The sequence below is a fragment of the Gelidibacter sp. genome, assembly GCF_035577925.1.
Lineage (GTDB): Bacteria > Bacteroidota > Bacteroidia > Flavobacteriales > Flavobacteriaceae > Gelidibacter.
In genome coordinates this window covers 1-26,236 of the sequence record NZ_DATJCY010000253.1, presented here as the reverse complement: position 1 = coordinate 26,236, position 26,236 = coordinate 1, and the positions used below count along the sequence as shown (strand labels likewise).

Sequence of the window (26,236 nt, the reverse complement as noted above, 5' to 3'; positions counted from 1 at the left end):
GATTTCGTTGTCTTCAATAATATTATATTAGAAATAAAAACGGTTGAATGCTTTAATCCCAGTCACTATAATCAATGCATTAATTATCTAAAAATTTCAGGTTATGAGCTAGCAATCCTAGCCAATTTCCACTCAAACTCTCTAGAGTACAAAAGGATTATAGACACTAAGAAAAATAATTTGTGAATTTGCGGTAAAGAATTATGTACAACAAAGAAGCCTTAGATCACCCTATTTTTAAGATCATCTCTCAATCAGCTGAAGAAATTGGAGTTGATGCCTATGTCATTGGCGGTTTTGTAAGAGATTACATCCTTAATCGTGGGCAACATAAAGATATTGACATCGTGGCCATTGGCAGCGGTATTGCCTTAGCCAAACAGGTAGCCAAGAATATTCCCAACCGTCCTAAAGTTCAAATTTTCAAAACTTATGGTACCGCCATGTTGCGTTATGAAGACATTGAAATTGAATTTGTTGGAGCACGAAAAGAATCCTACACCCAAGAAAGCCGTAATCCCATAGTAGATAGCGGTACTTTAGAAGATGATCAAAATCGTCGTGATTTTACAATTAACGCGATGGCCATTGATTTAAGCTCATCAAATTTTGGCAACTTACTTGATCCTTTCAATGGCATCAACGATTTGGAAGCAAAAATTATCAGAACACCATTAGATCCTGATATTACGTATAGCGATGACCCATTGCGAATGCTACGCGCCATCCGATTTGCGACACAACTCGATTTTACTATTGAAAGCACATCACTTGATGCCATCTCTAAAAACAACGAACGCATTAAAATAATTACCAATGAACGCATTGTTGTTGAGCTAAATAAAATTCTTGAAAGCAATAAACCTTCCGTTGGTTTTATTTTACTGGAACAAACGGGGCTGTTACATTATATTTTACCAGAACTGACTGCCTTAAAAGGAATTGACGAAAAGGAAGGACAACGCCACAAAGATAATTTTTATCACACCTTAGAAGTTGTTGATAATATAGCAAAGCACACCAACGATGTTTGGCTACGATGGGCAGCACTGTTACACGACATTGGAAAAGCACCAACAAAAAAGTTTAATAAAAAAGTAGGCTGGACTTTCCATGGCCATGAGTTTGAAGGCTCAAAGATGGTGTATCATTTGTTTAAACGTTTGAAAATGCCATTAAATGATAAGATGAAATTTGTCCAGAAAATGGTGTTCATGAGTTCCAGACCCATCGTTTTGGCTCAAGATGTTACAGATTCTGCGGTGCGGCGTTTGGTTTTTGATGCTGGCGATTATGTGGATGATTTAATGATCTTATGTGAAGCTGATATCACCACAAAAAACCCAAATAAATTTAAAAAGTACCATAACAATTTCAAACTCGTCAGAGAAAAAATTATTGAAGTTGAAGAACGCGACCAAGTACGAAATTTTCAACCTCCTATTTCGGGTGAAGAAATCATGGAAGCTTTTAATTTAAAACCATCGCGAGAAATTGGAGTCATAAAAGAAGCTATTAAAGAAGCGATTTTAGAAGGCCATATCCCAAATGAGCATTCGGCAGCTTATGAATTAATGCTGAAAGAAGGGAAACGTTTGGGATTAAAGATTAGTGATTGCTGAAATGGGATTACTGACCGATGACTGAGACTGATGGATTAGGGATTAGGGATTAGGGATTAGTTTAATAAAAAAATCGAAAACGAAGTTCAACTTGAAATTCAAACTCATTTTCAACTTCGATTTCAAATTCATAAATTAATGACAAAGCAAAAAGATAATAAGAAAGTCATGTATTGGCTTTTAACAGGTTGTGCACTACTTTTTATAATGGTTATTATTGGTGCCATTACCAGATTAACAGATTCTGGTTTATCTATTTCCGATTACAAACTTATAACCGGCACCATTCCGCCACTGAATGAAGCGGAATGGCAAGAAGCCTTTGCACTTTATCAGCAATATCCTGAGTTTCAAAAGTTGCATTCGCATTTTACGCTATCCGATTTTAAGGAGATTTACTTTTGGGAATGGCTCCATCGGGTTATGGGACGATTAATTGGATTGGTCTTTATTTTCCCGTTTATTTATTTCCTTATTACCAAACAACTCACTTCAAAGACCATAAAAAAAAGCATTGTTTTACTCGCTTTGGGTGCTTTTCAAGGATTTTTAGGTTGGTATATGGTTAAAAGCGGTTTGGTTGATATGCCAAACGTAAGTCATTATAGATTGGCAGCGCATCTTACCACTGCATTCTTAACCTTTGCTGCAACACTTTGGGTCGCTTTGGATTTAAAATTTCCAATCAAGCAAAAGCCAATCAGTAAAAGTTTCAGAAACCTAATTATTGTAGGCTATTTAATTTTATTGGTCCAAATTATCTACGGTGGTTTTGTTGCTGGATTAAAAGCAGGATTATTGCACAATCATTGGCCATTTATGAACGAAGGAAAATTCATGCACGAATCTGCTTATGCCATAGATCCTTTGTATTTAAACTTTATAGAAAACCCAAGCGGAATACAGTTTGTCCACCGGACACTTGCGTATGTGGTCGTGATAATTATAGGAATTATCTGGTATCGCGGCAAACAATTAACTTTGAACAAACAGCAAGATCAAGCTGTCAATAGCCTGCTTATTTTGGTATGTGTTCAATTTGCTTTGGGCGTGTTCACCATCATGTATGGCGTTCCAATATGGCTAGGTGTTGCACATCAAGTTGGTGCATTTTTCCTCTTATCTGCCATGACATTTGCATTACATCGCTTTAGTAGATAACATAAAAAGTTTAACTTTACCCATTAAAATTTCAAACATGATTTACAGATTTAGAATTGTACTTGACAACGATACCGAAGACGATGTTTTTAGGGATATCGAAATCCGTGAAACCGATACTTTGGAAGATCTCCATAATTGTATCACCCAAGCTTTTGGTTTTGATGGTATCGAAATGGCATCTTTTTATGTGAGTGATGATCAATGGAATCAAGGTGAAGAAATCTCGATGTTTGATACAAGCGAAGGTTATGAAACCATGAGATTGATGTCGGAAACTACTATTACTGATGTTTCTGACGAAAAAAGAACTAAATTAATTTATGTTTACGATTTTTTCAACATGTGGACATTTTATGTCGAATTGGCAGAAATAGTTGAAGAAACCAAAGGTGTTGATTACCCGAACCTCATGTTTGTACATGGACAAATTCCGACAGAAGCACCTGAAAAATCATTTAGATCAGATGATGAATTTGATGATTATGACGAATATGGCGATGATTTTGATGACGATTTTGACGTTGATGATTATGAAAGCCTAGATTTTGACGAAAACTGGAATTAAGAGAAAAATATTCTTTATTAATATTATTACTTATTAGGCATTTCAAAAACTAGTCTATTTTCTACATCCTACCCTCTATTTCCTACCCTCTAATCCCCTACTTCAAATATCTCATATTCACATTTTCATAATTGCGCTGTACAAAATCTAAAGCGTTTTTTACAATTTCACCCATATTTTTACTGCGTTTGAATTTTAAATCTTGCGTATATTCATAAATTTTCATTTTTAAAAGTGTGATATGCTCAGGTGTAGAAAGCGTATCATTAATCATACAATCCAACAATTCCTTAATACGCTCGTGATAACTCATTAATCGCTTGGCAATAATTGAACGTTCTTCCAATTTATATTGATCAATGGATTCCTTCTGAAACCGTTCTTGAACCAACTTTACCATTTCATAATTCTCTTTAAAAAACTGAGGTCGATATACATTAAATTTTCCTTCATAACTTTGTTGGTCAAAATCAATCGCCCTGATTTTATAAACCACATGATCAAAATCGTGCGTTGGCACAATCACATAATTATAGGATCGCATATCGCCCAGAAGCCGGATCATACAACGTTCATTAAATTTCACAAACTCTTTCGCAATTTGTGCTTTTTCTAGTGACGTACATTTCGACAGCATGTTTTTAATAAATTCATCCCCAGGAATTCCAACAATATGCTCTTCAATTAAAGTATCTTCATATACCAAAAAATTCAAATTATAGGGCGACAACATATGCTCCAATTCCAACCCATAAATGCGCGAAGCATCCGCTTTTTTGACATATAAATAGCTGTAATTATCATTGAGGATATTCCTCACTTTGATGCGAAACGGTTTTGAATTTCCAAACGTACAATAATCAATGGCATCTACATTTAAAAACGGAATCGTACGCTCATTACCATCAGAATGCAAAAGTGTATAGACTTTTTTCAAACTTAAATCGATTTCCTGCCGTTCAAATTCATTAAAATAAACCCGCACCCACAGCGTATCTTTATCATTCTTATCATACAAAACAACCGAACCTTGAAAACGCAGCAGATCATCATAAAAAATAGGCAACTTAATATTTCTATTATATTCCGAAAGATAATTATGCAATTTTTCCGAAATAGGATATGAAGGTTTGCGCAAAGATATTTTTAAATCGTCCATAAAGTTTGAGTTTATCCAAATGTAAAATTTATAATGACACTTGTAACAAATTTAACCATCACTCGTCATACAACTAACTAATCAATCGGAAAAATGTCATGGAAACCATTCTTACCATAAACCATCTTACCAAAAAATTTGGATATCTAACTGCAGTCAAGGATTTATCATTTACTATTAAAAAAGGTAATGTTTATGGCATTTTAGGCCCAAACGGAAGTGGAAAATCAACAACTTTAGGAATTGTACTAAGTGTTATCAATAAAACTTCTGGTGATTTTAGTTGGTTTGGAGGCCAAGTTTCGCCACATGATGCCTTAAAAAAAGTAGGTGCCATTATAGAGAATCCTAATTTCTATCCTTATATGACGGCTTATCAAAACTTAAAATTGGTTTGTAAAATAAAAGGAGTGGATTATACCAAGATTGATGAAAAACTGGAAATTGTTGGTCTCTTAGATCGGAAAAACAGCAAATTCAGTAATTATTCTTTAGGTATGAAACAGCGTTTGGCCATTGCTTCTGCCCTATTGAATGATCCCGAAATATTAATTTTGGATGAACCAACCAACGGACTGGATCCACAAGGAATTCATCAAATCAGAACGTTGATCAAAAAAATTGCCAATGAAGGAACCACCATCTTATTGGCTTCACATTTATTGGATGAAGTTGAAAAAGTTTGCTCGCATGTCGTCGTTCTTCGTAAAGGCGAAAAATTATATTCCGGCCGAGTTGATGAAATGATTTCCAGTTTTGGCTTTTTTGAACTTAAATCCGCTCAGCACGAAAGCTTGATGGAATTTCTTAAAGATAATCCCGATTTTAAAGAAATTAAGGAAGAGGGCGAACTCATTACCGCCATCTTAAACAAAGCTATGGATGCCGCAACATTTAATAAATTGATGTTTGAAAAAGGCATTATGCTTTCACATTTGGTGAAACGCAAAGAAAGTCTGGAAGAGCAATTCCTTAAATTAACCGACAACAATTAATCCATCAAAACCAAATTTATGTTACGATTAGTCAATTTAGAACTTCAAAAACTACTTTTAAACAAAGCTAATAAAGTACTGATTTTCATCTCCTTTATTTTGCCGTTTACGGTTTTGATACTTTCTTCCATCAAAATTAATTTCTTTGGTTTTTTTACTTTGGAATTGGGAGAGCTCGGTATTTTTAATTTTCCGATCATCTGGCATATTACCACCTTTTTCGCTTCGTATTTTAAACTCTTTTTTGCGATTGTAGTTGTAAGTATGATAGGAAACGAGTACAGTAATAAAACCATAAAGCAAAACCTAATTGATGGATTGAGCAAAAAGGAATTTGTGCTTTCTAAGTTTTATACCATTGTTTTCTTTTCATTATTGGCCACTATTTTAATTGGTTTAGGTTCGTTTTTTATCGGACTTTATTATTCAAGTTATACCGAATTATCCATTATATTTAAGGAAACCGAGTTTTTATTAGCCTATTTTATAAAACTTGTCGGCTTTTTCAGTTTGTGTTTATTCTTCGGAATGCTTATTAAACGCTCCGCTTTTGCATTGGCATTTATCTTTATACTTTACATTTTTGAATGGATAATTTTTGCCATTGTTCTAAACGCTTCAAGTACAGAAATGGCGTGGAAAGTAAAGAATTTTCTGCCTTTAGAATCGATGTACAAGTTGATCGATCAACCTTTTCAACGTATTATTATGACAAAATATCCTGAAAAGATTGATTTGAGCTATAATTATGCCGTGCAGTGGTATGAAATTGCAATTGTATTGGGATGGACCGCCATATTTGTGTATTTATCTTATATTTTGTTGAAACGACGTGATTTATAATTATCTGATAATCCCCTTAAAATCAAAATATTTCTTTTAAAATCACTATAAAATAAGGGCAAAAATAATCCTAATCCTTTATTTTCAAATTTATTTATCGTCAAATCGAGTTCTTGATTTTCAGGAAGATGTTATTGAAAATAGCATTTATTCTTCAAAAAACTTTGGTTAAATTTGTAATATGAAATTCAAAATCAAATCAGAGTTTAAACCTACTGGTGATCAGCCATTGGCGATTAAGCAACTTTCTAAGGGCATTTTAAATAACGACAAATACCAAACTTTACTAGGCGTTACAGGATCTGGTAAAACATTTACCGTTGCCAATGTCATTGAAGAAGTACAGCGGCCAACCTTGGTTTTAGCACATAATAAAACCTTGGCAGCGCAATTATATTCGGAATTTAAACAGTTTTTTCCTGACAATGCCGTCGAATATTTTGTGTCTTATTATGATTATTACCAACCCGAAGCTTACATTCCTGTAACCGGTTTATATATTGAAAAGGATTTGTCCATCAATGAAGAAATTGAAAAGATGCGCTTAAGCACCACATCTTCCCTACTTTCGGGAAGACGTGATGTTATTGTAGTAGCTTCAGTGTCTTGTTTATACGGAATTGGGAATCCAGTGGAATTTCAGAAAAACGTGATTACCCTTCATAGAGATCAGGTTATTTCAAGAACAAAATTATTGCATCGCCTGGTACAAAGTCTTTATTCAAGAACTGAAGCGGATTTTAATCATGGGAATTTCAGAATTAAAGGGGATACCATTGATATTTTCCCTGGATATGCCGATTATGGTGTGCGTATCCATTTTTTTGGAGATGAAATTGAAGAAATCGAAGCTTTTGATGTTCTTAACAATAAGGTCATTGAAATCTATGAAAGGATCAATATCTATCCTGCCAATATGTTTGTGACGTCGCCAGAAGTACTTCAAGGTGCGATACGGGAAATTCAAGATGATTTGGTCAAGCAATACGATTATTTTAAAGAAATAGGTAAACATCTGGAAGCAAAACGACTGAAAGAACGGACTGAGTTTGATTTGGAAATGATCAGGGAACTTGGTTATTGTTCGGGGATTGAAAATTATTCGCGCTATCTGGATGGTCGTTTGCCAGGAACACGTCCTTTCTGTTTGCTCGATTATTTTCCAGAGGATTATTTGATGGTCGTTGATGAAAGCCACGTCACCATTTCGCAAGTACATGCTATGTATGGCGGCGATAGAAGTCGAAAGGAAAACCTGGTGGAATACGGATTCCGACTTCCAGCAGCAATGGACAATCGCCCTTTAAAATTTGAAGAGTTTGAAAGCATGCAAAATCAGGTTATTTATGTAAGTGCCACTCCAGCAGATTATGAATTACAAAAAAGTGATGGTGTTTATGTAGAGCAATTAATTCGACCGACTGGTCTGTTGGATCCTATCATTGAAGTACGGCCAAGTTTGAACCAAATTGATGATCTGATTGAAGAAATTAATCAACGTGTTGAAAAAGATGAACGTGTTCTGGTCACGACCTTAACGAAACGAATGGCCGAAGAATTGACCAAATACTTGGACAGAATACAGATTAGAGTGCGCTACATTCATAGTGATGTTGACACTTTAGAACGCGTGGAAATTATGCAAGACCTCCGCAAAGGACTCTTTGACGTACTTGTTGGCGTCAATCTTTTACGTGAAGGATTAGACCTGCCCGAAGTTTCTCTAGTAGCCATTTTGGATGCCGATAAAGAAGGTTTTTTACGTTCTACACGGTCATTGACACAAACTGTAGGAAGAGCTGCAAGACACTTAAATGGAAAAGCGATCATGTATGCTGACAAAATGACCAACAGTATGCAAAAAACAATAGACGACACCAATTACCGACGCGAAAAACAAATTGCATACAATACAAAACACAATATTACCCCAACTGCACTAAACAAAAGTTTGGATAATGTATTGTCTAAAAATTCAGTAAGCACCTATAGTTATGAAATAGAAGCGATAAAAGCGGCAGAACCTGAAAGTGATTATCTGACCAAAGAACAATTGGAAAAGAAAATCAGAGAAAAACGCAAACTTATGGAGCAAGCTGCAAAAGCACTTGATTTTATTGTAGCTGCAAAAGTACGTGACGAAATTAAAGCCTACCAAGGCAAGTTGGAGGAGATGATTAGAGGGTAGTCGCAAGAGGATCGAGATTAGAAAATAGAGTATAGAATCTAGACAATAGAGTATTTGTATTAGGGATGAGGTATTAGGGATGAGTATTAGAAAATTAGTAGTGGAAAATTAAAGACATCAGTTAAAATCAACTGAAAATCAGTAAAATATAGAAAATAGAGTATAGATTTTAACGCATAATCCACATTAACTGTCCGTTCGAAGCTTTTGCGATGAAAGAATATTGATGCTTGGATTCAGAAAATGATAAAATGGGTATTAGGGATGAGTATTAGAAAATTAGTAGTAAAAAATTAAAGACATCATTTAAAATTAACGGTTCAGTACGAACCTTATGTCCTTTGCATATAGAATCAGCGGAAATCAGTAAAATCAGTGTCATCAGCGTTCCATAAAAACACTAAATAAGGAAGAAAACAGGTATAGACAAAATTAAAAACTACCCACTAAAAAGTACCCTCTAATTATACTGTACCTTAAAAATATCAATCAAGAAATCTGGCGGTACAATTTTATTAGGAAAACTTTCCATCAAATCAAGAACACGATTTATGGATTCATGGCCTAATCCCATTCGCAATCCAAAATTATGTAATTTTCGAAGTTCTTTATCTGAAATATTCTGATTCAGATTCATCAACAAAACCAGCCGATGAAATTGAACGATCCGCTCACTGTGCGATTTTAAATGCACATAATTGACTGGAAATTCAAACAAATAATCAAAATCTTCTTGAGATATTTCCAATTGCTTGGCTACACCTAAAAGGAATTTATATTCTATGGTTTTTATAGAAGAATCCGTTTGAGCGAAAGCAATCATTTCTGACAAAAGACTCAATTTTTCTACACGATTTATCATATTCACAGTAGTCATATTTTATTGAAATAAAGTTAACGAGAATAACATTTTGATAATCGTTGATTGTGAGTAGCTTATCGAAAACTAAATTGTAGTTCAACGTGTTTTTATTACTTTCACATATATAAAAAATTTAATTAACTGATAATAAACAATTTAAAAACAAAATGTATTTCACCGATTTTATGCCAATCAAATTCTACTTTCGATGAACGGTTATCCTAATCTATTTTCAAATTTACCATCTGAACCAGAAAGCATCATACATATTGCCTAAACGTTAATGACTCTTTAAATTCAAGACGCATAAAGAATATTTCAATCGTCATGGTATATTAACTACAAAAAATCATTTCTAATTGAGAATCTTTTATATTTTAAAAGAAAAATTAAAATCCCAATGCGTTTTAGCCCACTTCTAGTTCTGTAATCGTATTTTTGATTAGGATTCCCGATTATCAATTGACGGAAACAGAAAACCTACAACAAATAACGGACAACACAATAATAGCTTTATTATGACGAACAATGATATTTTTAAAAAACTACGTGTCGCGCTTCAACTAAGAGATGACGAAATCGTGAAAATTTTAGAACTGGTAGATTTCAGGATTTCTAAAAGTGAATTGGGCGCATTTTTCAGAAAAGAAGACCATCCTAATTACAAGGAATGTGGTGATCAAATATTACGTAATTTCCTCAATGGGTTGGTCATTCATATGCGAGGACCAATGCCCAAAAAAGTTGAAAAAGGAAAGCCTAAAAACGAAAATTAGTGACAAAAAAAGACCTAACAGCCCGATAGCTATCGGAACCTGTTAGGTCTTGAGTATATATTACAATTAACTTAAGCTAAAACAGCCTGTACTTTATCGGCAGCTTCTTGAAATTCAGTAGCACTTAAAAGATCTAAGCCCGAATCGTCAAGCATCTTTTTAGCGATATCAGCATTAGTACCCTGCAATCTTACGATAATTGGCACATTGATGGTTCCCATGTTTTTATAAGCATCAATCACACCTTGTGCAACTCTGTCACAACGTACAATACCACCAAAAATATTAATCAAAATAGCTTTTACCGCTGGATCTTTTAGAATAATACTGAACGCAGCTTCAACACGCGCGGCATCAGCAGTACCTCCAACATCCAAGAAGTTTGCTGGCTCTCCACCGGCTTGTTTGATCAAGTCCATAGTAGCCATTGCCAAACCTGCACCATTTACCATACAGCCAACGTTACCATCTAAATCTACATAGTTCAGACCTAAAGCACCCGCTTCTACTTCAATAGCACTTTCTTCACGTAAATCACGCAAATCCAAATAATCTTTATGTCTGTATAATGCATTGTCATCAATGGTAACTTTAGCATCTACAGCAATAATTTTATCATCACTTGTTTTCAACACAGGGTTGATTTCAAATAAAGACGCATCCGATTTATCATAAGCCATATAAAGACTGGTAATAAATTTGGTCATTTCTTTAAAAGCATTGCCTTCTAGACCGAGATTAAAAGCTACACGTCTTGCTTGGAATGGCAAAATACCCACAGCAGGATCAATTTCTTCTGTAAAAATCAAATGTGGCGTTTCTTCAGCAACGGTTTCAATATCCATTCCACCTTCAGTAGAATACATAATCATATTACGCCCTGTACCTCTATTTAAAAGCACGGACACATAAAACTCGCTAGTTTCACTTGGGCCTGGATAATAAACATCTTCGGCGATCAATACCTGATGAACTTTTTTTCCTTCAGCAGAAGTCTGAGGCGTTATCAATTGCATACCAATAATATTACCTGCAATTTCTTCAACTTCTTTAAGGTTCTTAGCCAATTTTACGCCACCACCTTTTCCACGGCCACCGGCATGAATTTGAGCTTTAACCACGTACCAACTTGTCCCGGTTTCAGCGGTCAATTGTTTTGCTGCCGTAACAGCTTCATTGGCGTTTTTTGCGACAATACCACGTTGGATACGTACTCCAAAACTGCTTAAAATATCTTTTCCTTGATACTCGTGTAAATTCATCTTTAATTGTTTATTTTGTCATTTCCCAGATTCAATAGCTATCGGGAGGATTGTTAAATTTATTTTTAATTTCTATCAAATCGATAAAAATTTAATGGTCACAAAAGTAATCAAGTTAAATGTTTTAACCAATAAAATCGACCATTGTTTATAAGGATTGATAGGACCGGCCAAAAAATCATGTCAGTTTTACACTTTTCTTTATGTTTGATTAAAAAAAGAAATTAGTTTTACGCTTATTTTAAATTTTCAACACTAAAAATGGAAACAAAAACCTTACTTCAAATTGCCAAAGACTTTGAAAGTCCTGTTTATATATATGATACAGAAAAAATTGCAACGCAATACAAACGTTTAACAACAGCTTTTGGTAAGGTTAAACACCTTAAAATCAATTATGCAGTAAAGGCTTTATCCAATATCTCTGTACTAAAATTTTTAAAAACGCTGGGTTCGGGATTGGATACTGTGTCTATCCAAGAAGTTACATTAGGATTAAAAGCAGGTTTTTTGCCAGAACAAATCATATATACACCAAATGGTGTATCACTTGAAGAAATTGAACAGGTAGCAAAACTTGGCGTGCAAATAAATATCGATAATCTATCAATATTAGAACAATTTGGAACACGTCATCCTAAAACACCTGTTTGCATCCGCATAAACCCGCACATTATGGCAGGCGGTAACACCAATATTTCTGTAGGCCATATTGACAGCAAATTTGGAATTTCAATTCATCAAATTCCTCTGTTGCTACGCATTGTTGAAAACACAAAAATGAATATCAATGGTGTACACATGCATACCGGAAGTGATATTCTTGATATCGATGTTTTTCTTCAAGCCAGTGAAATTTTATTTGATACGGCGTTGAATTTTAAAAACTTAGAGTTTATCGATTTTGGATCTGGTTTTAAAGTACCTTACAAAGATGGCGATATTGAAACCAATATTGAAGAGTTAGGAGAAAAACTAACGCAACGCTTCAACAACTTTTGTAAAAAATACGGCAAAGAATTAACCTTAGCTTTCGAACCCGGAAAATTTCTGGTCAGTGAAGCTGGCGTTTTTTTAGTGAAAGTAAATGTGGTAAAACAAACTACTTCTACTGTTTTTGCACAAGTTGACTCTGGCTTTAACCATTTGATCAGACCAATGCTATATGGCGCCCAGCACGACATAATCAATATTTCAAACCCTAGTGGCCGTGAGCGCTTCTACTCGGTTGTAGGTTATATCTGTGAGACCGATACTTTTGCCAATAATATTAGAATTTCAGAAATTAATGAAGGCGACATTCTTTGCTTTAAAAATGCGGGGGCTTATTGTTTTTCAATGTCCAGTAATTACAACTCGCGCTACAGACCTGCAGAAGTGTTATGGCATAACAAAAAAGCTCATTTAATCAGAAAACGCGAAACTTTTGACGATATATTAAAAAATCAAATTGAGATTGAATTGAGTTAAATATTCTAGCGTTTGAAATTATTTTTTGCGACAGAATCTCATAAACTTGCTTATTATTTAAATCCAAATTTCTGCATTTCTTAAAATATTTCAATATGAATGTTATACCGGTCAAAATTATCCGTCAAATTTTCCTGATATTTGTTTTGTTCTTCATGGGAAGTTTGATTTTCAGGGAAATGCTTCCGTATCTAACAGGCGTTCTTGGTGCTGTCACCATTTATGTCCTTTTTAGAAAGTGGATGACTATACTGATAGTACGCAAAAAATGGAACCCATCATTTGCTGCATTTTTTATCATGTTTTTGTCTTTTATTGGTATTCTTCTTCCAATAGGTGGTGTTATTTGGATGCTGAGCAATAAAATTGGCCGTGCCGTAAACAATAGTGGGCAAGTAGTAGATGCGGTAAAAGACCAACTGAATAAAGTACAACATTATCTTGGTTTTGATATCACTTCCAAAATTGACACAACTGCTATAACTTCATGGGTTTCAGATAAATTACAAAATGTTGTAGGAGGCACTTTTAACGCCTTTATTGCTATTGGCCTTATGTATTTCTTACTTTACTATATGCTGACCAATAGAAGGGCACTTCGCGAAACTTTAATTGACTATTTGCCATTAGCCAACGAAAACGTTAAAGATGTGGGAAATGAAATGCAAGCCGTCGTCCGATCTAACGCTATTGGCATCCCGTTAGTTGCACTTGCACAAGGTATTATTGCACTGATTGGTTTTTTGATTTTTGGGGTCGAAGAACCTTTTTTCTGGTTTGTCATTGTTACCATTGGTTCCATGATTCCATTTGTTGGTACTTTTGTTGGAATTTTTCCCGTGTTTCTTATCAGTCTTTCATCTGGAGAAACTTTTCAAGCATGGGCCATTTTAATCTACGGAATTGTTGTTGTGGGAACAACAGATAATGTTATCCGACTTTATGTTCTTAAAAAACTAGACGACGTACATCCTTTAATTACATTAATTGGCGTCATTGTTGGCGTGCCCATCTTTGGTTTTATCGGATTGATTTTTGGACCCTTATTAATCAGTTTGTTTATTGCTTTAGTAAGTGTTTATAAAAAAGAATACTCGAAAAACACATCTTTATAAGTACTTTATCAAACACGAGCTTAAAAACCGTTTAAATAGTCATAAAACAAAAAGCATAAGATATTTATTTACGACAAATTCTTATTCTTTTTCCAATTGCTTCTTGTATATATCAATATTGGCTTTTATGTCATCATCCAACTCTGGTTCTTTAATGTCCGTATAGGTTTTTAAAGTATCGTATAAAACTCGAGCCACAATATAACGTGAAGTATTTTTATCATCGCAAGGAATGACATACCAAGGTGCATGAGGTTTTGATGTTTTTTTAAGAAGTTCTTCGTAAGCCTCCATATACTTATCCCAAAGCGCACGTTCTTTTAAATCATCCGGAGAAAATTTCCAGTTTTTTTCTTCGCGGTTCAAACGTCTTAACAACCTGTTTTTTTGTTCTTTTTTGGAAATATTTAAAAAGAATTTATAAATAAGCGTTCCATTTTTTGAAATATGCTCCTCAAAACTATCAATATCCTCATACCGATTTTCCCAAAAATCATCATCAATATCATCAATGGAATTAATGGTTGGAAGTTTTTCGTTCAAGACAAAATATGGATGGACTTTGGTCACTAAAACATTTTCATAATGCGTCCGATTAAAAACACCAAACTTACCGCGTTCAGGAAGTGCTATATAATGACGCCATAAAAAATCGTGTTTTAACTCCAAGTTTGTAGGCACTTTAAAACTGTGGACAACTACGCCACGCGAATTAAAATCCTTAAACAATTCCCTAATTAAACTGTCTTTCCCCGCCGTATCCATACCTTGCAAACAAATCAGTACGGCATATTTGCCATGCGCATACATCACGTCCTGGATTTTGCCAAGCTCTTTCCGAACCTTCTTTAATTCGGTTTTAATTTCGGCTTTTGATATGCCAATATTATATTCGGTTTTCAGATCGTGTATCGAAATTGAACTTGAAACCTTAAATTCACTAATATCAATATTTTTCATACCCTATAGCTTCAGAAACACTAAACTGACTGTGGAATAGCATGATTTAGTGTTTTTATTAGATTTTATTTGGATGCGAAAAGCTTTACGTCGTTTTCACTAACTTCATTTTCACCTAAAATAATAAGACGTTCTACCACATTTCTCAATTCCCTAATATTTCCTGTCCAATCATATTCTTGCAACAGCTTGATAGCTTTTGTGGAAAATTTTTTTGCAACAGTTCCATTTTGTTCGGCTATTTGATTTGCAAAATGAGAGACCAATAATGGAATATCTTCTCTTCGATCGTTCAATTGCGGAACTTGAATTAGAATAACGGCCAATCGATGATACAAATCTTCCCTAAAACGTCCTTCTTCAATTTCTTTGGTCAAATTTTTATTGGTTGCCGCAACAACACGCACATCTACTTTTATATCTTTATCACTACCTACCCGTTGCACCCGACTTTCTTGTAATGCCCTAAGCACTTTTGCTTGCGCGGAAAGGCTCATATCACCAATTTCATCTAAAAAAAGAGTGCCACCATTAGCGGCTTCAAATTTACCAGCCCGATCTTTTACCGCACTTGTAAACGCGCCTTTAACATGGCCAAACAACTCGCTTTCTATTAATTCTGACGGGATTGCCGCACAATTGACCTCTATTAAAGGACCATTAGAACGGTCGCTCTTTTCGTGAAGCCAGTGTGCCACAAGTTCTTTTCCTGTTCCATTCGGCCCTGTAATAAGCACCCTGGCGTCTGTTGCAGCCACCTTTTCAATCATATCCTTGATGTGGGCAATGGCCTTACTTTCACCAATCATTTCGTAGTTTTTACTGACTTTTTTCTTCAGCATTTTATTTTCAACTACCAATTCCTTTCGGTCCAAGGCAATCCTGACCGTATTGAGAAGTCTATTTAAATCGGGTGGTTTTGAGATATAGTCAAAAGCGCCAAGACGCATGGTATTAATGGCAGTATCCAGATCACCATGACCTGAAATCATAACAATGGTACTTTCAGGTTTTAACTTTTTAGCGGTTTCCAAAACCTCAACGCCATCCATTTTTGGCATTTTTATATCACAAAGAATAAGATCGTAATCCTCCTTTTTTATTTTCTCCAGTCCTGCTAACCCATCCTCTGCTTCATCTACTTGATAAGTATCATTTTCTTCAGTTAAAATTTTTACCAGAACTCTCCTAACGCTTGCTTCGTCTTCTATTACTAATATTTTTGGCATTTCAATGATTTAAATTGAGGTGATCAAATAGTTTTTCACCTCTAACGTTCATAACTTATCCTTAGTATTGCGATAAAACACGGAATAAAATCCTTCTTTAATACCAAAGACATTCTGTAAAATAAGATTCCTAATTGACACCAACAAGTTTACTTGCAAATTGAATCAATATTTAAGCCACTTGAACAACTCTTTATAAGTTGGCTTTTTCCCGTACATCAAAATTCCGACACGGTAAATTTTAGCTGCAAACCAGACCACACATACAAAAGTGATGACCAACAGTGCAAACGACAATATTTGTTGCCAAACAGGAACACCAAAAGGTATTCTCATTAGCATAACCACTGGCGACGTTAAAGGTATAAATGAAAATATGGTTGAAATTGTGCCATGAGGATCTTCAATAACCGTAAAAACTCCAACATAAACCGCCAAGACAAGTGGCATGATAATAGGCATCATAAATTGCTGTGTATCGGTTTCATTATCCACTGCAGCGCCTATGGCAGCATATAGTGAGCTGTACAAAAGATAGCCCCCAATAAAGAAGAACAAAAAGGCCAAACACAGATTTAAAATTGGCAAATTAACAAATCCGGTAATAATGTCTTGAGCCACATTTTGTGCATTAGAATTAGCGATCGCCTGATTAATCATTTCTTGTTGTGGCGATTGGATTTGAGCCAAATCAATTCCAAAAATTGCAGTCACCAAAAAAAGTAACACACCTCCCAACAAAATCCAAATCACAAATTGTGTTATGCCAGCCAACGAAGTGCCTATAATTTTACCCATCATCAACTGAATGGGTTTTACCGAAGAAATAATGACTTCAATGATGCGACTGGTTTTTTCCTCAATGACACTTCTCATGATCATGTTGCCATATATGATAATAAACATAAACAGCAAATAACCTGCAGCACCGCCAAAAGCCAATTTTAAATAACTATCAACTTTAGAGGTTTTTTCTCCACCAAAAGTTTCTTGATCAATATTTACCGTTGTTTTTGCTGCTTGGATCTGCGCCATGTCCACGCCATTATTTTGCAGTTTAATATCAGACATACGTTTTTCAATACGACGTTCCAAACTTGAAATTACCGATACAGAAGGAGATTCGTCGGAATAAAAATTAAATGATTCAACCAATTTAGTAGTATCCGAACTTTTCTTAATATACAATAATCCAAAAGCTTTTTGCGCTTTAACGAGTTCTTTTGCCGTTTCAAAAGATATGTCCTTAAGCGCTACATAGGTGGTGTTTTCTGTATTTTCAAAAACATCGCCCACAACACTTGTTTCATCCAAAATTGAAATGGAACGTTTTTTATCATTGTTGACTTGAGACAAATATGCTACAACGGCCACCAAGGCAATCATCACAATTGGACTCAAGAAGGTCATAACAACAAACGATCTGTTGCGCACTTTATTCAAATACTCTCTTTTTATAATGAGCGGTAAATGGTTCATTTTAATTATTTTTTACAGTTTGAATAAAAATATCATTAGCACTTGGAATGACTTCAACAAAATGATGAATTTCGGCTTTTGAAGTTAAAAAACTCAATAAATCATTTGGAGATGTGCGTTCAGGCAATTTTACATTAAACTTAATGTCATTGTTTAAGTTTCTGAATGTTGCAGGAAAGACTTCAAATTTCTCACTAATAATATTGGTGATGTTGGTCGCTTCTTCAGGATTTGAAGCTTGTAGGCCAACTTCAAAAGTATTGGTTTTGAACATGCGTTTGATATCTGTCAACTTGCCATCTAAAACCTTATTTGATTTATGGATGAGTGCAATATGATCGCACAATTCTTCAACAGACTCCATACGATGCGTTGAAAAAATAACCGTTGCCCCTTCATCCCTCAACTGAAGGATTTCATCTTTAATAAGTGACGCATTAATAGGGTCAAAACCAGAAAAAGGCTCATCAAATATCAATAATTTAGGTTGATGGAGCACCGTTACGATAAATTGGATTTTTTGTGCCTGACCTTTACTGAGTTCTTGGATTTTTTTGTTCCACCAATCGCCAATTTCCAACCGATCAAACCAGTATTTGAGCCGTTCCTTAGCTTCATTTTTTGAGAGTCCTTTTAGCTGTGCCAAATACAGAGCCTGTTCACCCACCTTCATGGATTTATAAAGGCCGCGTTCTTCTGGCAAATATCCAATATCCCTAACATTTTCCGGCTTTAAAGGCTGTCCGTCTAAAATTACTGACCCAGAATCGGGCATTGTAATTTGATTAATAATTCGGATAAGCGTGGTTTTACCAGCGCCATTGGGTCCTAACAGTCCAAATATACTTCCTTTTGGAACAGCAATAGAAACTTCATTTAGTGCTTTAAAATCTCCAAAATTTTTGGAAATCGAATTAGCAACTAATAAATTGTCCATAAATTAATGTTTGATTAGTTGGGTGAATTGAATTGTAAATATATTAAATGTTAGATCGAAGAAATGCATATATCCTTATATTTTTAACTTTAAAACATTAAAATTTAAATTACGAAAGGTCCTAAAAAACAAAACCCACCCTTAATAAAATCAAGGATGGGAAAAAATTGCTATGAAAAAGAAAAATATCACTAAAATTAATTAATGATGTTCAAATATAACATAATTTTTCATTATTAGTGTTTATGAAAACATATCTTTCACTTTTTCAAAAAATGATTTATCAGAACTCTCTGGTTTTGGCTCAAAATGTTCATCATTTCGCATACTTTCAAAGAAATCTTTTTGCTCTTTATTTAAGGTTTTTGGAGTCCAAACATTAATATGGACCAGCAAATCTCCTTTTCCATAACCATTGACACTTGGTATACCTTTACCTCTTAAACGTAAAATTTTACCAGACTGCACACCAGGCTCAATCTTAATGCGCACTTTTCCTGTAACGGTATCAATTTCTTGGCTCGTACCCAAAACAGCATCAGGCAAACTTACGTACAAGTCATAATGCAAATTATCGCCATCACGTTTTAAACTGCTATGCTCCTCTTCCTGGATAGCCACCAATAAATCGCCCGAAATACCATTTCCTGGTGCTTCATTACCTTTACCGGTTACCTTTAATTGCATGCCATCCACTACGCCCGCCGGAATTTTAACAGTAACTGTTTCTTCCTGAAGGATCAATCCTTGTGCATCTGCATTGGCTGGTCTTTTATCGATCATTTCCCCTGCACCATCACACGTCGGACATGGCGAAGAAGTCTGCATACGTCCTAAGATAGTATTTGCAATTCGAGTTACTTGACCAGATCCATTACAAGTTGAACAGGTTTTATAAGTAGTTCCGGATGCTTGAACTTTACGTTTTACTTTTAGTTTTTTCTCAACACCGTTTGCTATTTCCTCTAGGGTCAAAGTAATCCTAATTCTTAAATTACTCCCTTTAACACGTCTTTGTTGACCAAAACCGCCGCCAAAACCTGAGAACCCTCCACCGCCAAAACCACCGCCAAAAATATCACCAAACTGACTAAAAATGTCATCCATGTTCATACCGCCACCGTTGAACCCTCCACCTTGAAATGCTTGATGGCCAAATTGGTCATAGCGTGCTTTCTTGTCCGGATCGCTCAACACCTCATAAGCTTCAGCTGCTTTTTTGAACATTTCTTCAGCTTCCTTATTATCTGGATTTTTATCAGGATGGTACTTAATCGCTTTTTTCCTGTAGGCTTTTTTAATCTCAGCTGCTGTCGCCCTTTTGTCAATCTTTAATATGTCGTAATAATCTTCCTTCATTGCATGATATTTCTAAATAATAATTCGTTTGATTAAAATCCTGTAATAACTTTAGGATAACGAATCACTTTATCTCCAAGTTTATAGCCTTTTTCAACAATATCAACAATTTTCCCTTTCAAATCATCAGAAGGCGCAGGTATTTGAGTAATGGCATCATGCGCATCAGCATCAAAAGCGTGACCTACCTCAACTTCCATTTCTTCCAGGCCTTTGCTATTAAGCGTACTCTTAAACTTGTTACGAATAAGTTTCACACCTTCTAAAAGCTCATTGTCCTGAGTTTTTGAAATTTCAATAATAGCTCTGTCAAAATCATCTAAAACTGGTAAAAGCGATAAGATAACCTCTTGCCCAGCTGTTTTAAACAATTCTAAACGTTCCTTTGTTGTTCGTTTTTTATAATTCTCAAACTCTGCAAAAAGTCTTAAAAACTTATCTTTTTCTTTGCCCAATTCTTCTTTCAACTGGTCTTCAACATTCAGTTCTTCAGTTTGAGAAGACTCATTAATCGTTTCATTTACAGTCTCTTCAACGTTCATTTCAACGTCTTTAACTTTATCTTTTTTGCTCATATTTTTGACCTCCAATTTTAACTTCTTTTTGGATTTGCAAAAGTACTGCCATTATTCAAAAAATGCCAAAATGTCACAACATATTTTTTTGAGGTGTTTTTAAGAATGCTTTGATGAATAATTCAATATTAAATTCGTGGTTACTTTTAAATCTATCGTTTAAAGCAACGACACATTCATTAAAGACACGGAAATACAGCTTTTAGTTAAGAATAAAAGCTCATTTGAGGATAATCACAATATTTCGTCTAAGGCGGGTTGAACATTTGGGTAGGTAAAATTAAAACCCGATTCTCTAATTTTATTTGAACATACCCGCTGGCTTTCATATAACAAGATATGCATATCTCCCAAAATGCACTTCAATACAACTTTAGGTATTCCGGGTAAAAACAACGGTTTTCGCAATGCTTTGGCAATAGCTTTCGTAAGTTCAATATTAGTCACAGGATTTGGTGCCACGCCATTATAAATTCCATCCAATTCATTTTGAATAAGAAAAACAAACATCTGTGACAAATCATAAACATGAATCCATGATTGCCACTGCTCTCCTTTACCAAAAGCTGCACCCAATCCAAAACTTGTTGGCTTTGCCATTTGCGGGAGCGCACCTTCGTTTTTATCTAAAACCAAACCTATTCTTATTTTAGAAACGAAAAGCCCCAATTCTTTGAATTCGTCAACGGCGTTTTCCCAAGCCGATGTCACTTCACCTAAAAATGTTGGTGATGCCGAACTCCAAGATTCATCGTAATAATTGGTAAATGAATGTGGATAAAACCCTATAGCGCTAGCAGAAACAATATGCTTAACATGATGATCCTTTATGACAGATAATCCGTTTTTTAGACAATGTAATGCTTGGATCCGGCTATTTAAAATTTCCTGCTTATACGTCTTAGACCATCTTTTTGCAATGGGAGCACCCGCCAAATTGATAATGGCATCCACTCCTTCAAAACATTTTGTATCTATTTGATTTATTTTCGGATCCCAATAAAATCCTTTATAATGAGTTTCGGTTTTAATTTTGTCTTTTGAAGTGGTCAGATAATGCACCGAAATATCTTGTTCATGACATCTTTTTACAATTTCCTTCCCAACTAAACCTGTAGCTCCTGTAATTAATATCTTCATCAATTGCTGTACTTTTTATAAAATTAACCAATTGAATTTTCATTGTTAACCACTTTAGATTAGGTTTAACAGAATTAACATATCTTTATTCTAAAATTGGAAACCAGCTAGAGGTATTCGGCATCTTCAACATCAACAATTAACCAACTTTAGTGCTCTCAACATTTCTCGTTTTCCTGGTGGCCCAGGGAGTTTTTCAACCATAAAACCAACGGCCTGCATAGCACGACGCACACTGCCTTTGGCGGCATATGTCACCAAGACACCATTTTCCTTCAAAGCTTCAAACATAATTTTAAAAATATCTTCTGTCCATAACTCGGGTTGCACGCGCGCTCCAAAGGCATCAAAATAAATTAGGTCGAATTGGTCCTTTGCTGTAATATCTTCAAAAAACTTATGCTGTTTTTGAAGTGTAAAATAAGTTGACAATCGGGTTTCAGTTTCCCACGGCAAGTCATGCATTTTATCGAAAAGAACATTTCTTTCTGATACATGGAGTTCGTCCACATAATTTAAAGCCAGCACTTCGTCAGAAGAAATTGGGTATGCTTCAACACCAATGTAATTGGTTTCTATTCGATATTCATCAGCTTTAAGTAAAGTTAAAAAAGCATTCAGACCTGTTCCAAAACCGATCTCCAGAATAGATAGCCCAGGAAATTGCCTGTCCATAATCTTTTCTGGCTGATCAGAATACCTTGACAAAATTCGATCAAAACAAAAAAGCAAACCCTGTGTAATGTACACATAGTTTGCCTCTTGTATAGCCCCATGAACAGAATGGTACTGCTCATTCCATTCTTTAATTTGGATGGTTTTTGAACCATCCGCCGTTGTAATTATTTGACGTTGCAGAACTATTCGCTTTTTATCAATACACCATCAGCTTCAAAAGACATGGTCGCTTTGGGTTCTGTTATGGCAGCTATTTCTTCAGCTGATTTTCCTGCATCTTCTGCATAATGACGCAATTCATCAACAGGAACTTCATTTATAAAGGCTTTTCCGTTAAGGATGACTTCCTGTCCTGCAATATCTTTAGGCATAAAAAATCCATAATCCTTAAACTTAACCATTATTTGCTCGCCATCTTCCATATTGATCTTCATCCAACAGCCTTTATTTTGACACACCTCATCTACAACACCAACCATTTTAGTGCTAATGGTATCTCCGCTACGAATGGATTTATAGGTTTCGGCCATTTCTGAAATTGATTTAGCAGCATCGGCAGTAATTGCTGCTCCAATGGAAGTATAGTTAACAACCTCCTTTTCTACTTCTGCCACTTCCAGCTTCTTATCCTCAGTTTTACAAGCTATTATGGAGAACATGACTCCAAAAACTATAAGATATTTTTTCATAATTAATTCATCTAATTAAAACATTTGTGAGTCAAATATAACTTTTTTTAAACAAAGTTTTGGTTTTTTATACTGCAAGAAATAACTAAGTTTGCAAAATTAAACAAGACAACATGACAAAACAAGGCTCAAACGCAATCGATATCGTAAAATCTGATACTACAAAAATTAACGATGTAGATTTTAATAATTTAATATTTGGCAGGATATTTACTGACCATATGTTTATATGTGATTTTGAAAACAATGAATGGCAAACGCCAAAAATTATACCTTATCAAGCCATGTCCATGGATCCTTCGGCAAGGGTATTCCATTATGGCCAGGCGGTTTTTGAAGGAATGAAAGCTTACAAAGACGATAATGGAAAAGTTTGGATGTTTAGGCCAGAAGACAATTTTAACCGAATCAACAAATCTGCAGCACGTTTGGCAATGCCAGCATTTCCAAAAGAATACTTTTTTGAAGGACTAACTAACTTGCTCAAATTGGACAGTGATTGGATCAAGCCAGGAAAAGGCAATTCACTCTACATCCGACCTTTTATTATTGCAACAGATTCAGCAATCTCAGCGTCACCTTCAAATAATTATAGATTTATGATTATTTGCTCGCCAGCGAGTGCTTATTATACCGAAAAAATTCGTGTATTGGTTGCTGAAAAATACAGTAGATCTGCCAATGGCGGTGTAGGTTTTGCAAAAGCAGCAGGTAACTACGCAGCACAGTTTTACCCAACAATTTTAGCTCAGAAAAAAGGTTTCCAGCAAGTTATTTGGACTGATGCGGACACTCATCAAAAACTTGAAGAAGCTGGGACAATGAACGTTTTCTTCAGAATAAATGACACCTTAATTACGGCTCCAATCAGTGATAGAATCTTGGATGGCATCACCAGAAAAAGTCTTATTCAATTGGCTGAAGATAATAACATTAAGGTAGAAGTGAGATCCATAACCGTTACCGAAATTAAGGAAGCTTCTAAAAATGGCACTTTAAAAGAAGTTTTTGGAGCAGGAACTGCTGCTATTATTAGTCCGTTTTCAGCTTTTGAACATATCGAGGAGCTTTTTGAATTACCAAACATTGAAAATTCATACGCTGAACTGCTAAAAGACAAAATGCTAAACATTCAGCACAACTTGGCCGAGGATAAACATGGCTGGAGATTTGAAGTGTAATTTTTACGCAATCCATAAATCAAAATTCCAAATCCCTGTAAGTTTCACTTGGGATTTGGAATTTTTTTATTTGATAACTATAAGTTCTAAGAATTCAATATTTTAGAAATATTTGGCATAAAGTAATTTGGTCCTTTAAGGACTTTTCCGTCCTCGCGATAAATAGGTTCGCCATCTTCTCCCAATTTGCTCATATTACTCTTCTGGATTTCGTCAAAAACCTCATCAATTTTATGCTGCATGCCATGTTCTATAATGGTGCCGCACAATATATAAAGCATATCCCCCAACGCATCGGCCACCTCCACCAAATCATTGGCATTTGCAGCTTCCAAATATTCCTCATTCTCCTCTCTCATTAACTTGTAACGGAGCATGTTTTTATTTATGCCCAAATCGGCTTTTGGAGTTTCCCTATAATCAAGTTTAAAAGCCGAATGAAAGGCTTTAACAGCCTCTATTTTTTTCTTCATAATAATTAAATTTATATACTGGTTTTTTAATTTTAAAAAACAATCAACCGAATCACAAACTACATCATCCACTAATTTTAATTTAACTTATCTATTGGATCTTTGAAAATCAATGTCTCAAATGCATGAGTTTGATAGACTGATAAATAATATGACCTCTGTTAAAAAAGCATTTTTCAAAATAATATTTTACACATGCACCAAACACCAAATTGATTAACATATTTTTCATCTTTCCTAGTCATTTTTATCTTCAGGAATAATCAAAAAAAAGTAATCTAGCGAATATAGAAAACAGCTGTAATGATAAGATTTAAAAAACACACATGGTAATTTACCATTTTAAGAATAACTTGTACAGGTTCTAAAAGGTTTCAGTAATTTTGCACAAAAATTATTATATGTTATCAAACGGCCAAATAGTTTTTGCGATTTTGTTTGCGACGGTTTTTATTGTCGTTATTGTTTATACGTATCGTAAAGATTTAAAACTTCACCAAAAATACTACAAAGGAAGCATCTGGATCCTTGTTGCATTTATTGCTTTTATTATAATGATTACTGCTGCTAAATCCTTATTTGCTTAATATTCCCAGATCTTTTGAAATAGGTTTATAAAACAAAAGCAAGACATTTTAGAACATCCTGCTTTTATTTGCTTTTAGAATTAACTTTATTCAGTTAATTCTCTTCCTTCAAAAAACTATAAGTTTTACCGTACTCCAACATCTGAGCCGGAAACGATTCTGGTTGGGTTACCTTTACAGCGGTTATCTCACCATTTGCATCCAATTCTGGCACCAAAACAGGATTTACAAATCCGCTGTATGGTGCATCAGGAAATTGCTCGTTTCTTTTCAAAATTTCTCTGTGAAGATCTTGATCCACTTTAACGCCGTAAGTTTCTACTAAAGTTTCTACCGCCTTATAATCGCCTTCTGACTTGATACGTTGAGTTTCACGTAACAATTGGCCAAAAAGATCATGTAGTTTTTCATAATCGTTAATATTGTAGTATGTTTTTCCATCACGTGTAATTTTTTCGATAACATTATCTTTCTGACCTTTATCAAAAACCCAAGCACTCACCCACATTCGGTTTCTCATGTGCGCTTGCACCACGTCATCACCTAAATTCAATCGAATCAATTGCATCATTAAACCGTTGCGAATGTAACGGTCATAAGCAGCCATTCCAGTTTTTTTCCAATCGTCAACCAAACCAAGCTCCTGTAGTTTTGGATTGTACAAATAATACAGTCCTACCAAATCTGCACGGCCTTCCTCTAAAGTGGATGCATAATTTTTAAGTGTTTCTTTAGTTTCGCCAACGCCAGGATTCAACTGACCGGACGCATGACCAATCACTTCATGCAATGCTGTATGTAATTTATCGGCTTGCGAACCATAATTCTTTTCAAGTTCCAGTTCTTCCGCATCATTAACAAATTCTTGTACTCTGCCAGCACTTCCGGCATTGCCATAAGCTTCAATAATGTTTCCGAGAGAAACGGA

At 35.0% G+C, this 26,236-nt stretch carries 26 protein-coding genes; 12 read left to right on the top strand and 14 right to left on the bottom strand.

Annotation, left to right across the window (positions count from 1 at the left end; genetic code table 11):
• The 4 genes from VNJ50_RS10235 to VNJ50_RS10220 form a co-directional block, all read left to right on the top strand.
• A partial coding sequence (locus VNJ50_RS10235; RefSeq protein WP_325581529.1) for a GxxExxY protein occupies positions 1-186 on the top strand: 186 nt, incomplete at its 5' end.
• Between the two features lie 17 nt (positions 187-203).
• Positions 204-1,622: a CCA tRNA nucleotidyltransferase gene (locus VNJ50_RS10230; protein WP_325581527.1), complete on the top strand. Its 1,419-nt coding sequence runs from the start codon at positions 204-206 to the stop codon at positions 1,620-1,622.
• 138 nt (positions 1,623-1,760) lie between these two features.
• Positions 1,761-2,783, top strand: coding sequence for a COX15/CtaA family protein (locus VNJ50_RS10225; protein WP_325581525.1), 1,023 nt, complete (start codon positions 1,761-1,763; stop codon positions 2,781-2,783).
• Positions 2,784-2,820: 37 nt separating this feature from the next.
• Complete coding sequence (locus tag VNJ50_RS10220) at positions 2,821-3,351, top strand: IS1096 element passenger TnpR family protein (protein ID WP_325581523.1); 531 nt, start codon at positions 2,821-2,823, stop codon at positions 3,349-3,351.
• Positions 3,352-3,448: 97 nt separating this feature from the next.
• Here VNJ50_RS10220 and VNJ50_RS10215 read toward each other — a convergent pair whose 3' ends face one another.
• The gene (locus tag VNJ50_RS10215) at positions 3,449-4,510 is read right to left on the bottom strand and encodes a hypothetical protein (protein WP_325581521.1); all 1,062 of its coding nucleotides are present in this window, start codon (positions 4,508-4,510) and stop codon (positions 3,449-3,451) included.
• A 98-nt stretch (positions 4,511-4,608) separates the two neighbouring features.
• Between VNJ50_RS10215 and VNJ50_RS10210 the strand changes: the two genes are divergently transcribed.
• From VNJ50_RS10210 to uvrB, 3 genes are all read left to right on the top strand, one after another.
• Positions 4,609-5,505, top strand: a complete 897-nt coding sequence (locus tag VNJ50_RS10210; protein WP_325581519.1) for an ABC transporter ATP-binding protein — start codon at positions 4,609-4,611, stop codon at positions 5,503-5,505.
• Between the two features lie 18 nt (positions 5,506-5,523).
• Positions 5,524-6,348, top strand: coding sequence for an ABC transporter permease (locus tag VNJ50_RS10205; protein WP_325581517.1), 825 nt, complete (start codon positions 5,524-5,526; stop codon positions 6,346-6,348).
• A 181-nt stretch (positions 6,349-6,529) separates the two neighbouring features.
• Positions 6,530-8,536 (top strand): excinuclease ABC subunit UvrB, encoded by a 2,007-nt coding sequence (gene uvrB / locus VNJ50_RS10200; RefSeq protein ID WP_325581515.1) that lies wholly within the window; start codon positions 6,530-6,532, stop codon positions 8,534-8,536.
• Positions 8,537-8,996: 460 nt separating this feature from the next.
• Here the strand turns inward: uvrB and VNJ50_RS10195 are convergent, their stop codons facing one another.
• The gene (locus VNJ50_RS10195) at positions 8,997-9,398 is read right to left on the bottom strand and encodes a TerB family tellurite resistance protein (RefSeq protein WP_325581513.1); all 402 of its coding nucleotides are present in this window, start codon (positions 9,396-9,398) and stop codon (positions 8,997-8,999) included.
• A 518-nt stretch (positions 9,399-9,916) separates the two neighbouring features.
• Between VNJ50_RS10195 and VNJ50_RS10190 the strand changes: the two genes are divergently transcribed.
• Positions 9,917-10,174: a DUF1456 family protein gene (locus VNJ50_RS10190; RefSeq protein WP_325581511.1), complete on the top strand. Its 258-nt coding sequence runs from the start codon at positions 9,917-9,919 to the stop codon at positions 10,172-10,174.
• A gap of 71 nt (positions 10,175-10,245) precedes the next feature.
• On the opposite strand, the gene sucC is transcribed toward VNJ50_RS10190, so the two are convergent.
• Positions 10,246-11,436, bottom strand: a complete 1,191-nt coding sequence (gene sucC, locus VNJ50_RS10185) for an ADP-forming succinate--CoA ligase subunit beta (protein ID WP_325581509.1) — start codon at positions 11,434-11,436, stop codon at positions 10,246-10,248.
• A 261-nt stretch (positions 11,437-11,697) separates the two neighbouring features.
• On the opposite strand from sucC, the gene lysA reads away from it, so the two are divergent.
• Positions 11,698-12,906, top strand: a complete 1,209-nt coding sequence (gene lysA, locus VNJ50_RS10180) for a diaminopimelate decarboxylase (RefSeq protein ID WP_325581507.1) — start codon at positions 11,698-11,700, stop codon at positions 12,904-12,906.
• A 95-nt stretch (positions 12,907-13,001) separates the two neighbouring features.
• Complete coding sequence (locus VNJ50_RS10175; RefSeq protein ID WP_325581505.1) at positions 13,002-14,021, top strand: AI-2E family transporter; 1,020 nt, start codon at positions 13,002-13,004, stop codon at positions 14,019-14,021.
• 81 nt (positions 14,022-14,102) lie between these two features.
• On the opposite strand, the gene VNJ50_RS10170 is transcribed toward VNJ50_RS10175, so the two are convergent.
• From VNJ50_RS10170 to VNJ50_RS10130, 9 genes are all read right to left on the bottom strand, one after another.
• Positions 14,103-14,981, bottom strand: coding sequence for a PPK2 family polyphosphate kinase (locus VNJ50_RS10170; RefSeq protein WP_325581504.1), 879 nt, complete (start codon positions 14,979-14,981; stop codon positions 14,103-14,105).
• Between the two features lie 65 nt (positions 14,982-15,046).
• Entirely contained in the window at positions 15,047-16,210 is a 1,164-nt protein-coding gene (locus VNJ50_RS10165; protein WP_325581502.1) for a sigma-54 dependent transcriptional regulator, read from the bottom strand.
• A 165-nt stretch (positions 16,211-16,375) separates the two neighbouring features.
• Complete coding sequence (locus VNJ50_RS10160) at positions 16,376-17,689, bottom strand: ABC transporter permease (RefSeq protein ID WP_325581500.1); 1,314 nt, start codon at positions 17,687-17,689, stop codon at positions 16,376-16,378.
• A 1-nt stretch (position 17,690) separates the two neighbouring features.
• On the bottom strand, positions 17,691-18,626 hold the full coding sequence (locus VNJ50_RS10155; RefSeq protein WP_325581498.1) for an ABC transporter ATP-binding protein: 936 nt from the start codon (positions 18,624-18,626) through the stop codon (positions 17,691-17,693).
• 243 nt (positions 18,627-18,869) lie between these two features.
• Complete coding sequence (gene dnaJ / locus VNJ50_RS10150; RefSeq protein WP_325581496.1) at positions 18,870-19,985, bottom strand: molecular chaperone DnaJ; 1,116 nt, start codon at positions 19,983-19,985, stop codon at positions 18,870-18,872.
• Positions 19,986-20,017: 32 nt separating this feature from the next.
• Positions 20,018-20,560: a nucleotide exchange factor GrpE gene (locus VNJ50_RS10145; RefSeq protein ID WP_325581494.1), complete on the bottom strand. Its 543-nt coding sequence runs from the start codon at positions 20,558-20,560 to the stop codon at positions 20,018-20,020.
• Between the two features lie 234 nt (positions 20,561-20,794).
• The gene (locus VNJ50_RS10140) at positions 20,795-21,700 is read right to left on the bottom strand and encodes a TIGR01777 family oxidoreductase (RefSeq protein WP_325581492.1); all 906 of its coding nucleotides are present in this window, start codon (positions 21,698-21,700) and stop codon (positions 20,795-20,797) included.
• A 132-nt stretch (positions 21,701-21,832) separates the two neighbouring features.
• A complete protein-coding gene (mnmD, locus tag VNJ50_RS10135) occupies positions 21,833-22,510 on the bottom strand; it encodes a tRNA (5-methylaminomethyl-2-thiouridine)(34)-methyltransferase MnmD (RefSeq protein WP_325581531.1) in 678 nt (225 codons plus the stop codon).
• A gap of 50 nt (positions 22,511-22,560) precedes the next feature.
• A complete protein-coding gene (locus VNJ50_RS10130; protein ID WP_325581490.1) occupies positions 22,561-23,067 on the bottom strand; it encodes a DUF4920 domain-containing protein in 507 nt (168 codons plus the stop codon).
• Between the two features lie 113 nt (positions 23,068-23,180).
• Here VNJ50_RS10130 and VNJ50_RS10125 point away from each other — a divergent pair, with 113 nt between their 5' ends.
• Positions 23,181-24,248 (top strand): branched-chain amino acid aminotransferase, encoded by a 1,068-nt coding sequence (locus VNJ50_RS10125; RefSeq protein ID WP_325581488.1) that lies wholly within the window; start codon positions 23,181-23,183, stop codon positions 24,246-24,248.
• A gap of 86 nt (positions 24,249-24,334) precedes the next feature.
• On the opposite strand, the gene VNJ50_RS10120 is transcribed toward VNJ50_RS10125, so the two are convergent.
• Complete coding sequence (locus VNJ50_RS10120; protein ID WP_325581486.1) at positions 24,335-24,721, bottom strand: nucleoside triphosphate pyrophosphohydrolase family protein; 387 nt, start codon at positions 24,719-24,721, stop codon at positions 24,335-24,337.
• A 401-nt stretch (positions 24,722-25,122) separates the two neighbouring features.
• Between VNJ50_RS10120 and VNJ50_RS10115 the strand changes: the two genes are divergently transcribed.
• Positions 25,123-25,308: a hypothetical protein gene (locus VNJ50_RS10115; protein ID WP_325581484.1), complete on the top strand. Its 186-nt coding sequence runs from the start codon at positions 25,123-25,125 to the stop codon at positions 25,306-25,308.
• Between the two features lie 94 nt (positions 25,309-25,402).
• On the opposite strand, the gene VNJ50_RS10110 is transcribed toward VNJ50_RS10115, so the two are convergent.
• On the bottom strand, positions 25,403-26,236 hold an 834-nt coding region (locus VNJ50_RS10110), incomplete at its 5' end, for a dipeptidyl-peptidase 3 family protein (protein ID WP_414652885.1).